Source organism: Actinoplanes ianthinogenes, from assembly GCF_018324205.1.
Lineage (GTDB): Bacteria > Actinomycetota > Actinomycetes > Mycobacteriales > Micromonosporaceae > Actinoplanes > Actinoplanes ianthinogenes.
This window is the reverse complement of sequence record NZ_AP023356.1, coordinates 6,140,870-6,152,744: the sequence shown is the minus strand read 5'-3', so window position 1 is coordinate 6,152,744 and position 11,875 is coordinate 6,140,870. Positions and strand designations below refer to the sequence as shown.

General features: G+C 73.8%; 11 protein-coding genes. 5 read left to right on the top strand and 6 right to left on the bottom strand.

What is annotated here, in order from left to right:
- Positions 1-78: 78 nt before the first annotated feature.
- Both Aiant_RS27900 and Aiant_RS27895 read right to left on the bottom strand, forming a co-directional pair.
- Positions 79-1,461 (bottom strand): serine hydrolase domain-containing protein, encoded by a 1,383-nt coding sequence (locus tag Aiant_RS27900; protein ID WP_189336188.1) that lies wholly within the window; start codon positions 1,459-1,461, stop codon positions 79-81.
- Positions 1,458-1,811 carry an HIT domain-containing protein gene (locus tag Aiant_RS27895; protein WP_189336189.1) on the bottom strand — a complete coding sequence of 118 codons (354 nt, stop codon included), beginning with the start codon at positions 1,809-1,811 and terminating at the stop codon, positions 1,458-1,460. The genes Aiant_RS27900 and Aiant_RS27895 overlap by 4 nt, the downstream gene beginning before the upstream one ends.
- A gap of 78 nt (positions 1,812-1,889) precedes the next feature.
- On the opposite strand from Aiant_RS27895, the gene Aiant_RS27890 reads away from it, so the two are divergent.
- Positions 1,890-4,271, top strand: a complete 2,382-nt coding sequence (locus Aiant_RS27890) for a beta-glucosidase family protein (RefSeq protein WP_189336190.1) — start codon at positions 1,890-1,892, stop codon at positions 4,269-4,271.
- A gap of 148 nt (positions 4,272-4,419) precedes the next feature.
- Here Aiant_RS27890 and Aiant_RS27885 read toward each other — a convergent pair whose 3' ends face one another.
- On the bottom strand, positions 4,420-5,763 hold the full coding sequence (locus tag Aiant_RS27885) for an MATE family efflux transporter (protein WP_189336191.1): 1,344 nt from the start codon (positions 5,761-5,763) through the stop codon (positions 4,420-4,422).
- A gap of 86 nt (positions 5,764-5,849) precedes the next feature.
- On the opposite strand from Aiant_RS27885, the gene Aiant_RS27880 reads away from it, so the two are divergent.
- Positions 5,850-6,383, top strand: coding sequence for a PadR family transcriptional regulator (locus Aiant_RS27880; RefSeq protein WP_189336192.1), 534 nt, complete (start codon positions 5,850-5,852; stop codon positions 6,381-6,383).
- Complete coding sequence (locus tag Aiant_RS27875; RefSeq protein WP_189336193.1) at positions 6,370-7,152, top strand: class I SAM-dependent methyltransferase; 783 nt, start codon at positions 6,370-6,372, stop codon at positions 7,150-7,152. Before Aiant_RS27880 ends, Aiant_RS27875 begins: the two co-directional genes overlap by 14 nt.
- A 192-nt stretch (positions 7,153-7,344) precedes the next feature.
- Here the strand turns inward: Aiant_RS27875 and Aiant_RS27870 are convergent, their stop codons facing one another.
- Together Aiant_RS27870 and Aiant_RS27865 are read right to left on the bottom strand one after the other, a co-directional pair.
- Positions 7,345-8,079: a 16S rRNA (uracil(1498)-N(3))-methyltransferase gene (locus Aiant_RS27870; RefSeq protein WP_189336194.1), complete on the bottom strand. Its 735-nt coding sequence runs from the start codon at positions 8,077-8,079 to the stop codon at positions 7,345-7,347.
- Between the two features lie 378 nt (positions 8,080-8,457).
- Positions 8,458-9,579 carry an epoxide hydrolase family protein gene (locus Aiant_RS27865; RefSeq protein ID WP_189336195.1) on the bottom strand — a complete coding sequence of 374 codons (1,122 nt, stop codon included), beginning with the start codon at positions 9,577-9,579 and terminating at the stop codon, positions 8,458-8,460.
- Between the two features lie 116 nt (positions 9,580-9,695).
- Between Aiant_RS27865 and Aiant_RS27860 the strand changes: the two genes are divergently transcribed.
- Positions 9,696-10,304 (top strand): TetR/AcrR family transcriptional regulator, encoded by a 609-nt coding sequence (locus tag Aiant_RS27860; protein WP_189336196.1) that lies wholly within the window; start codon positions 9,696-9,698, stop codon positions 10,302-10,304.
- Positions 10,305-10,407: 103 nt separating this feature from the next.
- Here the strand turns inward: Aiant_RS27860 and Aiant_RS27855 are convergent, their stop codons facing one another.
- On the bottom strand, positions 10,408-10,863 hold the full coding sequence (locus tag Aiant_RS27855; RefSeq protein WP_189336197.1) for a MarR family winged helix-turn-helix transcriptional regulator: 456 nt from the start codon (positions 10,861-10,863) through the stop codon (positions 10,408-10,410).
- Between the two features lie 89 nt (positions 10,864-10,952).
- Here Aiant_RS27855 and Aiant_RS27850 point away from each other — a divergent pair, with 89 nt between their 5' ends.
- A complete protein-coding gene (locus Aiant_RS27850; RefSeq protein ID WP_189336198.1) occupies positions 10,953-11,798 on the top strand; it encodes an SDR family NAD(P)-dependent oxidoreductase in 846 nt (281 codons plus the stop codon).
- Positions 11,799-11,875 lie beyond the last annotated feature (77 nt).

The following is an 11,875-nucleotide window of genomic DNA, read 5'->3' as shown; positions in this document are numbered from 1 at the left end:
GCGTGCTCAAGGATCGTGCCATCCTATCCGCTCGCCCGCCCGCGCGCCGATGCCATTATCGGCTGGCCGTTCCGCAGATCACCCACCTGCCACACCGAACGGCCCGTCCGAGGCCAGGCCGCCGTCGAAGGCCTCCTGCCCCCGGGTGAAGCGGTAGGTCGCCCAGTGCATCCGGACCACCGCGCCGGACTCGTCCCGGTGCAGGCGCAACAGCTCGCCCGTCTCGCGCCCGGAGGTCGTCCGCAAGACGTCGGCCTGATCCGGCAGCGGCCGGAAGACGGCCGGCGGCCGGTCCCCGGGCGCCTCGGCCGCGCGGGCCTGCAACTGCCCGTCGTGCCAGCCGAAGACGAACTCGGAACCCTCGCTCCACCAGCGGCCCAGCACCGATCGGTAGGGCTGCGGCGCCGGCGCGGCCGGCCGCCACGGCCGGATCTCCGCCGGGTCGTGCTCGACCGCGAGCCGCAGCAGCTCGTGCACCAGCTCGTTGACCTGCCCGGCGGTGCCGGAGGAGCCGAGCACGGCACAGCCCAGCCCGCCCGGGTTGCCCTCGCCGCCGCGCCGGCCGTAGACGCCGGCCAGGAAGCCGGGCATCGCGCCGTCGTGCCCCACGTGCATCACCCGCCGGCCCTCCGGGCAGAGGATCAGGCCGAGCCCGAACCCGGCCGCCCAGAGCGACTCGTCGGTGGTCGTCGCGGGCCAGCGCATCTCCTCGGCGGTGGCCGGGTCCAGCACGGCCGGCGCCGGGTCGACCAGGAACGCGGCCCACTTCGCCATGTCCGCGGCGGTGCTCCACAGCTGTGCGGCCGGGGCGATGCCGCCCAGGTCGAACGCCGGCTCCGGGCGGGCCGCGTCGGAGTACGCGTCGACCAGGTACCCGACCACCGCCGCGGCCGGCCGCTCGACCGTGGTGTGCCGCAGGCCGAGCGGGGCGAGGATCCGCTCGGTGAGGATCTCGGCCCAGGTGCCGCCGCGCAGTTTGGCGACCATCTGACCGAGAACGGCCAGGCCCAGGTTGGAGTAGTGGAAGCGCCGCGCGTTCGGCAGCACCCGCTCGGCCCGGTCCAGCTCGGCGAGCATCCGGCCGGTGTCCGGGGTGATCAGCGTGTCCCAGACGTCGCCGTACGGCTCCCGCTGGAACCCGGCGGTGTGCGAGAGCAGCCGGCGGACCGTGGCGTCGCCGTGCGCCGGCACGTCGAGGTAGCGGGCGACCGGCTGGTCCAGGTCGAGCAGCCCGTCGTCGCGGGCCTGCATGACCAGCACCGCGGTGAACGTCTTGGTGACCGACCCGATCCGGAACCGGCTGTCCGGCCCGAGCGGGTACGCCGGGTTGCCCGACTCGCCGACGGTCAGGACCCACGGCTCGCGGTCGGCGCGGACCAGGGCGACGCTGAGCGCCGGGATCCGGCCGTCGGCCTGGGCCTTGCGGACGGCGCGCTGATAGCGGGCGTGCGGCACGGTCACCGGCCGGACAGCATCGGGCCGAGTGGCGCGCCGCCGAGGACGTGCGCGTGCACGTGGAAGACCTCCTGGCCGCCGTTGCGGCCGGTGTTGAAGATGACCCGGAAACCGTCCCCGGTCAGGCCCTCGGCCTCGGCCACGGCGGCCGCGGCGGCCAGCACGTCGGCGGCGGCGGCCGGGTTCGCGGTGGCCAGCGCCACCACGTCGGCGTGATGCTCGACCGGAATCACCAGGACGTGGGTCGGCGCTTTCGGGTCGATGTCCCGGAAGGCCACGGTGGTCTCGGTGCGGTGCACCACGGTCGCGGGGATCTCGCCGGCGACGATGCGGCAGAACAGGCAGGAGTTGTCCACCTGTCGGATCTTATGCGGGCCGATTCTGGGCTTGAATGGGCACCGGAATTCCGTACTTGCCCTTGGGAGCGCTCTCAGATGACCGACATTGATCACCTTGTCGACCGGTTGACGCTGGACGAGAAGGTGTCCCTGCTGACCGGGCAGGACTTCTGGTCGCTCCCCGAGATCCCGCGCATCGGGCTGCGCTCGCTGGTGATGTCGGACGGCCCGATCGGCGTGCGCGGCACCGGCTGGGCACCCGAGGATCCGTCGGTCGCGCTGCCCAGCCCGACCGCGCTCGCCGCGACCTGGGACCCGGAGCTGGCCGCCGACGCCGGGCGGGTGCTCGGCCAGGAGGCCCGCCGCAAGGGGGTGCACGTGGTGCTCGGCCCCACGGTCAACCTGCACCGCACCCCGCTGAACGGCCGGCACTTCGAGTGCTACTCGGAGGATCCGCTGCTCACCGGCGAGATCGCGGCCGGGTTCGTGCGCGGCGTGCAGGAGCACGGCGTCGGCACCACGGTGAAGCACCTGGTCGGCAACGACTCCGAGACCGACCGGATGACGGTGGACGTGCGGATCCCGGAACGGGCGCTGCGCGAGCTCTACCTGGCCCCGTTCGAGCGGGTCGTGCGGGCCGGCGGGTGGGGCGTGATGAGCGCCTACAACAGCGTGAACGGCACGTCGATGGCACAGAACGGACGTCTCCAGCAGGAGATCCTCAAGGACGAGTGGGGTTTCGACGGAGTGGTCGTCTCCGACTGGCGGGCCGCTCGGTCGACGGTCGGGGCGGCGCTCGGCGGCCTGGACATCGCGATGCCCGCGATGGACAACCCCTGGGGACCCGCCCTCGCGGAGGCGGTCCGGTCCGGGTCCGTCCCGATCGAGGTCGTCGACGACAAGGTACGCCGGGTCCTGCGCCTGGCGGCCCGCGTCGGCGTCCTGTCCCCGCCGCCGCCCGGTCCCGGTCTGCCCGCCGTTGCGCAGGCCGCTCCCGGTCCGCTGGACGGTGACGAGGTCGCGCACCGGATCGCGGCCCGGTCGTTCGTCCTGGCCCGCAACGAGGGGCTTCTCCCCCTCGGTCCCGAAGAAACGGGGCCGGTCGCGGTGATCGGCGCCCTCGCCCAGGACGCCCGCGTGCTCGGCGGCGGCAGCGCCCAGGTGGCCCCGCCCCACGTGATCTCCCCGCTGGACGGCATCCGCCGGACGTTCCCGCACGTCTCCTACGCGGTCGGAGCCGACCCGCGGCCGTTCCTGCCCGCGGCCCAGGGCCCCGGCTGGTCGCCGTTCCGGATCGACATCGGCGCCTACCGGTTCGCGGTGCCGACAGCGGCGGTCCGCTGGCTCGGCGACCCGCCCGGCGGGCTGGCCGTCGACGAGATCAGCTTCCTGGAACTGACCACCACCTACACCCCGGAGACCGGCGGCGAGCACATCTTCGCGATCTCCGGCTTCGGCGCGTTCGAGCTGACCGTCGGCGACCAGAAGCTCTACCAGGGCTCCCTGCACCCGCCCGGCACCGGCCGCGCCGACCTGCTGCTGCACCCGCGCGAACAGCGGTTCACCGTCACCCTGCCGGCCGGCGAGCCGGTCACGGTCACCCTGCGGCAGAGCTTCGAACCGGGAACCGCCCACTCGGCCGGCACCACGCTCGGGCACCGCCCGCCCGGCCCCGACGAGGACGGCCTGATCGACGAGGCGGTCGCGCTGGCCGCCCGCTCGGACGTGGCCGTGGTGGTCGTCGGCACCACCGAGCAGGTCGAGTCGGAAGGCTTCGACCGGACGTCGCTCGCGCTGCCCGGCCGGCAGGACGAGCTGGTGACCCGGGTCGCGGCCGCCAACCCGCGCACGGTCGTGGTGGTCAACGCCGGCTCGCCGGTGCTGCTGCCGTGGGCCGACGAGGTGGCGGCGGTGCTGCTCACCTGGTTCCCCGGGCAGGAGGCGGGCGCGGCCCTCGCGGCAGTGCTGGCCGGCGCCGAGGAACCCGGCGGGCGGCTCCCGACCACCTGGCCGCGGCGCGAGGCGGACTGCCCGGTGCTCGCGGTCCGGCCCGAGAACGGATCCCTCGCGTACGACGAGGGCATCTTCATCGGATACCGGGGCTGGACGGAGCGCCCGCGCTACGCGTTCGGTTCCGGCCTCGGCTACACGACCTGGGCGTACTCGGACCTCACGGCGTCACCCGAAGCGGCCACCGTGACCGTGACCAACACCGGCGGGCGCACCGGGCGGGAGGTGGTGCAGATCTACCTCTCCTCGTCCGCGCCCGCCCCGGCCGACCGGCCTCGCCAGTGGCTGGCCGGTTTTGCCTCGGTCCAGGCCGAGCCGGGTGAGTCGGTCACGGTCCGGATACCGCTGCCGGAACGCGCCTTTCAGATCTGGTCCGACGGCTGGCAGACCATCCCCGGCCTGTACACGGTGACTGCCGGGCACGCCCTCGACGATCCTCGCCTGGTCACCGAGATCGACCACTCCTGAACCCACGGGCGGCCGTGGGCGGCCGGCGGTGGCCGTGGGCGGCCGTCGGGTGGCTCGGAGGCGGAGGTCGCTCCGGGGCCGCAGGCGTGCCGGACACCCCGAGTCCCCAACTCCGCCGGCCCGCCCACCCTGGGGGCTCCCCCGCTGATCAGTGTGGCGAGAAGTCGCGGGGGCGGGTGAGGCGGCTGTGGACAACGTGACGTTGTGGAAAAGCCCGGATGCCCGGGAAGAGGCGGCCGAGGCGGAGCACCAGGAGCAGTTGGAGGAGCGCGGCCAGGCACATCGCCAGCCAGACGCCGGGCAGGTCCAGGCGAGCGGACAGCCACCAGGCCAGGACGGTCTGGGTGGCGGTCCCGGTCACGGTCACGGCGAACAGCGCGGGTCCCCGGCCGGCCGCCATCAGGAATCCGGCCAGTGCGATGACCCCCGCGATGGGTGTCAGGTAGCCGCCGACGCAGCGCAGGAAGAGCACGCCGATCGTGGTCACCTCCCGCTCGGCGGTGAACGCTCGCATGATCAGCGGGGCGAGCAGGGCGAAGACGGCGCTCGCGGCGGCGCCGGCGGCCAACGCCAGGGTGAGCACCTGGCGGCCGATGGCGGGACGCTGATCCGGGTGCACGGCGAGGGTTCGCGGGGCGTGGATGGTCGCGGCGTTCCGCAGGGCATAGAACGCCATGGTGGCGAAATACAGCACCTTCAGCCCGATGCCGTACGCGGCGACCGCGGCCACGCCGGACCGGCCGACGACGGCGAGCAGGGCCAGAGCGCCGCTCATGCGTACCAGGAAATCGCCCGCGATCGGTGCGCCGGTGCGCAGGACCGCGCCCACCGCGGGGTTTTTCCGGGCGCCGCCTCCGGCCGCCCGATGCCGCAGCACCAGCCCGATGACCAGCGCGACAGCGCGCCCGGCCGTGGTGGCCAGGGCGGCACCGGTGATGCCGAGGGCCGGCAGCGGACCCGGTCCGTAGATCAGCAGCGGGTCGAGGATCAGGATCAGAGCGTTGGCGGTCAGCGCCAGGCGCATCGGCGTACGGGTGTCGCCGTGCCCGGCGAAGATCCCGTCGACGACCTGCTGGGCATAGAAGATCGCCACGCCCGGGAAGAGCACGGCGAGGTAGCCGGCGGCGAGCCGGGCCGCCGCGGGGTCGTCGAGGAAGGCGTCGGCGAGCGGATGCCGCAGGGCCAGCCCGGCGAGCACCACCACCGGGGTGATCAGCGTGTACAGCAACCAGCCGGCGCGGATCACGGATCGGGCGGCGGCACCGTCACCGGCGCCGTGCGCGGCCGCGAGCCGCACCGTCACCCCACCGTTGATCAGTAGAACGATGCCGAGCAGCGCGTTCTCCACGCCGGTGGCGACCGCGACCGCGGCGACCGGAGCGGGACCGAGCCGGGCCACCCAGGCGACGTCGACGATGCCGGTCAGCACGCCGGAGAGCAGCGCCACATAGTTCGGCACGGCCAGGCGTACCAGCGGTGTTCGATGATCCATCGCTACCTCGTTTCGTTCTACCTCGAATCGAGGTGCCACGGAACGATATAGGCTGACCCGGCACCGAACAACCGGGAAGGGCAGTGATGCTGGCGCTCGCGATCCTCGGCTTCCTGCACGACGAGCCGCTGCACGGCTACGAGCTGAAGGACCGGATCACCTCGCTCACCGGCCACGTGCGCCCGGTCAGCGACGGCGCTCTGTACCCGGCGATCAACCGGCTCACGGCCGCCGGCCTGCTGGAGCGCCGCACCGAGCCGGGCACGTCGGCCGCCCCCCGGTGGATGCTCTCCCTCACCGAGGCGGGCCACGCCGAACTGCTCCGGCGCCTCCGCACACCCTCCGAGGTGGAGATCACCGATCGGAACCGGTACTTCACCGTCCTCGCGTTCCTGCGCCATCTGCCGGATCGGGCGGAGCAGGCCGAGGTGCTCCGGCGCCGCCTGGCGTTCCTCGCGGCTCCGGCCACGTTCTTCTCCCGGGGCGGGGAGCGGCTGCGGGCCGCCGACGTGGACGATCCGTTCCGGCAGGGGATGTTCGAGATCGCCCGGGCCACGTCCCAGGCCGAGCGCGCCTGGCTGGAGCGCACTCTGACATCCTTGATCGATGACGGCGACTGACCGGGGACGCGTCTTCGGCGAGGTGGCGGAGAGCTACCACCGGGTGCGTCCCGGATACCCGGCGGAGCTGGCGGCCGACCTGCTGGCCGAGGCCGGTCCCGGCCCGGTGCTGGAGGTCGGCGCCGGCACCGGGAAGGCGACGGCCGGGTTCGCCGCGCTCGGCGCCGAGCTGACCTGCCTGGAGCCGGACCCGCGGATGGCCGCCGTGCTGCGCCGGAGTCTGCCGGGCGTGCGGGTCCTGGAGACCACCTTCGAGAGCTGGACCCCGGACCGGGCCTACCCCCTGTTGATCAGCGCCCAGGCCTGGCACTGGGTCGACCCCGCCCGCCGCGCCGCGCTGGCCGCGGCCGCCCTCGCGCCGGGCGGCCTGTTCGCCCCGTTCTGGAACGTCTTCTTCGTCGCCGACCCCGACCTGCACGCCGCACTGACCGAGGTCAACCACCGCCACGGCCTGGCGGGCGAACACACGCCGCACCACTCGCCGGCCGGCAGCCGGTCACCGGAGCCGCTCTCCTTCGCCAAGGAGTGGCCGGAGCTGCACCTGCCCGGCGACGCCTTCACCGGCATGCGGACGCTGCGCTACCGCTCGGCCCGCTCCTACTCCGCCGACCTCTACCGGGAGCACCTGCTGTCCCTGTCGCTGTACCGGACCCTGCCCCCGGACCGCGCCGACGCCGTCCTGACCGACACGGTCGCCGCGGTCGAGGCCGCGGGCGGCACGATCGACTTCGTGGTGCACACCGACGTGGCTCTGGCCCGCCGCCGCTGACCTCCAGGTCCGCCGGACCTTTCCGGCCCGCCGGATTTCTTTCGGTACGCGTGGAGCACGCGCACCCTCGACGTGTGCCGGACCGATGTCCCCGGTCGGCTTCAGCAGCAGCCGAGCCGGCTGGAGAGGACCGCGAGCACGGGGACACCAGACCTCGACGCGCGCGAGACCGACGTCACCCGGTCGGCATCATCACCAGCGGCCGAGCCGGGTGGAGAGGACCGCGAGCGCCGCGACGCCGGCGGTCGAGGTGCGCAGGACCGCGTCGCCCAGGCGGACCGGGACGGCTCCGGCGTCGCGGAAAGCGTCCCGCTCGGCGTCGCTGATGCCGCCCTCGGGGCCGACCACCAGGATGATCTCGCCGGTCGCGGGCAGCGGCGCGGCGGTCAGGCGCTCGGTGGCCTCCTCGTGCAGGACGAAGGCGGCGGCCGCGTCGGCGAGCCGGGCGGCGACCTGCTTGGTGGAGCAGTCCGGGTCGCCGGCCACCGACGGCAGCCAGGACCGGCGGGCCTGCTTGGCGGCCTCCCGCGCGGTCGCCGCCCACTTGTCGCGGGCCTTGAAGCCGCGGTCGCCACGCCACTGTGCCACCGACCGGGACGCCGCCCACGGCACGATCTCGTCAACGCCGGTCTCGGTCATCGCCTGCACGGCCAGCTCGCCCCGGTCCCCCTTGGCGATGCCCTGCACGACGACCAGCCGCGGGTCGGCCGCCGCCTCCTGAGCCCGCTCCCGCACCGCCACGTCGACGCTGCCCCGGCCCACCGCGACCACCTCGGCGTGCGCGGTCCCGCCACGCCCGTCCGCGAGGATCAGCGCCTCGCCGACCCGAAGCCGCTGCACGGTGGCGGCGTGGTGCCCCTCCGGGCCGTCCAGCGTGAACGACGACCCCGGGGGCAGGCTCTCAACCAGAAACAACGGCGCTGACACCCCCGCACGCTACCGCGCGGACCTCACCGCTCCCCCTCAGCCCGGCACGGAAACGAGGGCGCCCGAGAGCGGGCGATTCGCGGACCGGCTCACGCTCCTCCGGACTGCGGAAAGACGGGTCGCACCACGAGCGGTCCGACGGCCCGACGCGAAGCGGCCCCCCGAAGCGGCCCCCCGAAGCGGCCCCCCGAAGCGGCCCCCCGAAGCGGCCCCCCGAAGCGGCCCCCCGAAGCGGCCCCCCGAAGCGGCCCCCCGAAGCGGCCCCCGAAGCGGCCCCCCGAAGCGGCCCCCCGAAGCGGCCCCCCGAAGCGGCCCCCCGAAGCGGCCCCCCGAAGCGGTGGTGGGCCGTCGGCCACCACCGCTTCGCGCCGGGTCCGGTCAGGAGCCGGCGGCGTGGAAGAAGGCGGTGACGTCGTCGGCGAAGAGCTTGGGCTCCTCCGCGGGGAGGAAGTTGCCACCGGCGGGAAGCTCGGTCCAGTGGGTGACCGGCGCCTCGCGCTCGGCGAAGCGCCGCACGGTGATGTCGGTGACGCCCAGGGCGACGCCGAGCGGGACCGTCGACTTCTCCTTCGGCGCCCAGGCCGACGGGTCGTGAGCGGACTCCCAGTACGTGTTCGCCGAGGAGCCGGCGGTGCCGGTGAACCAGTAGAGGCTGACGTTGGTGAGCAGCAGGTCGCGCCCGACGGCGTCCTCGGGGAGCTGAGCGGCCGGGTCGGTCCACTCCTGGAACTTCTCGACGATCCAGGCGAGCTGGCCGACCGGCGAGTCGTGCAGGCCGAACGCCAGGGTCTGCGGGCGGGTCGACTGGATCGCGGCGAAGCCCATCCGCTCGTCGCGGAACTCCTGGAGGCGGCGCAGCCGGTCCTGCTCGGCCTCGGTCAGCCCGTCGAACTCGGCCGGGTCGCCGGACGGGAAGGTGATGTGACCGTTGACGTGCACGCCGATCACCCTGTCGGGGGCCTGGCGGCCCATCTCGACGGCGATCCACGCGCCGCCGCCGGTGCCCTGCACGCCATATCGCTCGTAGCCGAGACGGGCCATGATCTCGTTCAGCGCGGCGGCGCTGCGGGCCGTGCTCCACCCCGGGGCGGTGAGCGGGCCGGAGAAGCCGACGCCCGGGTTGCTGACCAGGACCAGGTGGAAGTGCGCCCGGAGCGCCTCGACCACCGGCAGGTACAGCGCGAACGACGCGGGCCAGTCGTGGCTGATCAGCAGCGGGACGGCGGCCGGGTCGGCCGACCGGACGTGCGCGAAGTGCAGGTTCTGGCCGTCCACCTCGGTGGTGAACTGGGGCAGCTCGTTGAGCCGGGCCTCGGCGGCGCGCCAGTCGAACTCACCGGCCCAGTAGTCGGCCAGGCCGCGCAGGTAGTCGACCGGGACGCCGCGGGTCCAGCCCTGGCCGGGGATCTCCGGGGTCCAGCGGGTGCGGGTCAGCCGGTCGCGGAGGTCGTCGAGGTCGGCCTGGGGCACATCGATGCGGAAGGGGCGAATCGGGGCCATGTCCTGCTCCTCGGTGGAGTGCCAGTCGAACGGAACGGAATGCTTTGTTCCGTTCCAATGTAGCAGCTTCACGAGCGGAGCGGAATACTTCGTTCCGTTCCGGTAGGCTGCTCGGCATGAGGCGATCCGGGCGCGGCGAGCAGGCCGTCCGCAACAACGAGGCGATCCTGGTCGCGGCCCGCGAGATCTTCCTGGCCGATCCGCGGGCGCCGGTCGCCGCGGTCGCCGAGCGGGCCAAGGTCGGCATCGGCGCGCTCTACCGGCGCTATCCGAGCAAGGAGGATCTGCTCCGCACGCTGTGCCACGACGGACTGAGGACGTTCATCGCCGAGGCGGAGCGGGCCGGGCAGGAGCCGGACGACTGGGCCGCGTTCACCACGTTCCTGCACGGCGTCGTGCGGGCCGACGTGCACTCGCTGACAGTGCATCTGGCCGGCACGTTCACCCCGACCGCGCAGATGGACGAGGACGCGAGGGTGGCCTCCGGGCTCGCCACCGGCCTGATCGAGCGGGCCCGGCCACACCTGCGCCCGGGCGTCGACGCCGCCGACGTGACACTGCTGCTGGAGATGTGCGCGGCGGTCCGCGTCCCGGACCGCGAACGCACCGCTGAGCTGCGCGACCGCTGCCTGACGATGCTGCTCGACGGCTTGCGCGCGGACGGAGCACTGCCCGGCCCGCCCCCGACCACGGCCGAGCTCAACTGGCGCTGGCTACCCCGATGACGGCCACGAGCCATGGCCTGTCCTGCCGTTCAAGCGGGGCGCCGGACGGCATCCGGCACCACCCGGGCCTCGCCTCGCACTCGCCTGATCGGCAGGACAGGCCTCAGCCGCTGATCGGGGTGATCACCTGACCCGCGGCGGCCCAGTCGATGCGGGCCAGCAGGTCACGTAAGGTGACGAGTTCGTCCGGGGACAGGTCGCCGAGCAGCGGGCTGTCCACCGCGGTGCGGGCCATCAGCCGCGCGCGCAGGTCCAGGCCCGCCGGGGTGAGGCTGACCACCCGGGTGCGACCGTCCCGCAGGCCGGCCTCGGCGCCCGCGACGCGCTCGATCAGGCCTCGGGCGATCAGGCGGTTGATCAGGCTTGTCGTGTTGGAGCGGTCGGCCCACAGGCGCTCGGCGACGACGCTGACCGGCAGCTGACCGCCGGGCTCCAGCACCAGCAGCGCCTTCGCCTCGGCGCGCGACAGGCCCAGCTCGGCGAGACGTGCGGTGTAGTGGCTGGTCAGGCGCTCGACCAGGCGATAGGCGAGCGGGACCAGGTCGGCCGGGACAGTCACCAGCGCAGCCTACCGCCGGCAGATGGTGGTTTGACAACCATCACCTCGCAGAATAATAGTGGTAGCACCACCACTAATAGGGAGAGGTCATGCGAGAAACGGTTGTGGTCACCGGCGGGTCCAGCGGGATCGGGCGGGCCACCGCGACGGCGCTGGCCGCTCGCGGTGCGACGGTCGTCGTGGTCGGCCGGGACACGGGGCGCATCACGGCGGCGGCCCGGGAGATCACCGCGGCCACCGGGAACGCGGCGGTCGAGCCGATCGCGGCCGATCTGTCGGCGCTGGGCGAGGTGCGCCGGCTGGCCGAGCGGATCGGCGAGCGGCACCCGGTGCTGCACGCCCTGGTCAACAACGCGGGGGTCAACAATCCGCGGCGGCGGGAGACGGCGGACGGGCTGGAGGAGACGTTCGCCGTGAATCATCTGGCGCCGTTCCTGCTCACCGGGCTGCTGACGCCGCTGCTGCGAGCGGCCGGCGCGGCCCGGGTGGTCACGGTGACATCGTCGGCCTTCCGGATGGCGCGGATCGACTTCGACGATCTCCAGCTGCGCGGCGCGTACCGGCAGCATCGCGCCTACAACCAGTCGAAACTGGCGAACATCCTGTTCACGACCGAGCTGAACAGGCGGCTCGGCGGGACGGGGGTGCGGGCGTTCGCGGTCGAGCCCGGCTTCGTCCGCACCGGGATGGTGCCTCCCTACCCCTACCGGCTGTTCGGCTTCCTGCGCAGCGAGCCGGAAAGCCCCGCCCGCGTCATCGCGGCCCTGGCCGCCGGCGATCTCCCGGCAGCGGAGGCCACCGGGGTCACCCTACTGAGCAGCGCGGGCCGGCCGATCCGTCTCACCGGCGCCGCGGCCAGCCCCGAGACCGCCGCCCGCCTGTGGACCGCGAGCAGCCGCCTCACGGCCGGAGATCCTCTACCCGTCGGCCCCTGACTCCCGGGCAGCCTTGCGGTGACCACCCGCCGACAGCGAAGGCCCCGACGGCCCATCCGGCAACGAGATAGGGCGCT

What these genes read in the sequence shown, in the direction of transcription:
- Aiant_RS27880 (WP_189336192.1), top strand. Translation starts at nt 5,850, where the DNA reads ATGCTGGCGCTCGCGATCCTCGGCTTCCTGCACGACGAGCCGCTGCAC.
- Aiant_RS27890 (WP_189336190.1), top strand. Translation starts at nt 1,890, where the DNA reads ATGACCGACATTGATCACCTTGTCGACCGGTTGACGCTGGACGAGAAG.
- Aiant_RS27850 (WP_189336198.1), top strand. Translation starts at nt 10,953, where the DNA reads ATGCGAGAAACGGTTGTGGTCACCGGCGGGTCCAGCGGGATCGGGCGG.
- Aiant_RS27860 (WP_189336196.1), top strand. Translation starts at nt 9,696, where the DNA reads ATGAGGCGATCCGGGCGCGGCGAGCAGGCCGTCCGCAACAACGAGGCG.
- Aiant_RS27885 (WP_189336191.1), bottom strand. Translation starts at nt 5,763, where the DNA reads ATGGATCATCGAACACCGCTGGTACGCCTGGCCGTGCCGAACTATGTG.
- Aiant_RS27865 (WP_189336195.1), bottom strand. Translation starts at nt 9,579, where the DNA reads ATGGCCCCGATTCGCCCCTTCCGCATCGATGTGCCCCAGGCCGACCTC.
- Aiant_RS27875 (WP_189336193.1), top strand. Translation starts at nt 6,370, where the DNA reads ATGACGGCGACTGACCGGGGACGCGTCTTCGGCGAGGTGGCGGAGAGC.